Origin of the sequence: Bacillus pretiosus, assembly GCF_051294775.1 — a bacterium.
In the GTDB taxonomy this organism is placed as follows: domain Bacteria; phylum Bacillota; class Bacilli; order Bacillales; family Bacillaceae_G; genus Bacillus_A; species Bacillus_A wiedmannii.
In genome coordinates, this window is the sequence record NZ_JBPPHF010000244.1 from 1 (window position 1) to 300 (window position 300).

The following is a 300-nucleotide window of genomic DNA, read 5'->3' on the forward strand; positions in this document are numbered from 1 at the left end:
GTATTAGTATCCGAGGATGAAGACGGAGATGGTAAGAAGAAAAAATAACCTTGCGCGTACGCAAGGTTATTTTTTCGTTTCTGCTTGAAAACGTTTATAGTATGTTGATGCTGTTGCAACGTTAATTTCTATATCACGAATCAATGATGAGTCTTCTTCTTTAGCTAACTTCTGTAATTTTTTCATTGCTTGTTCCGATTCATTCAAGAAACCAGCGTATTCCTCATGTTCTTGCTCTTTCGACTTTGGAACAAGAATTTCTTTACGTATATTATCAATATCTTCTAACATGCTAGTCGC

General features: G+C 35.3%; 1 pseudogene. It reads right to left on the reverse strand.

Annotated elements, in window-relative coordinates:
* Positions 1–66: 66 nt before the first annotated feature.
* Positions 67–300: pseudogene (locus tag ACSG5Z_RS30715) on the reverse strand (hypothetical protein); the annotation flags it as partial.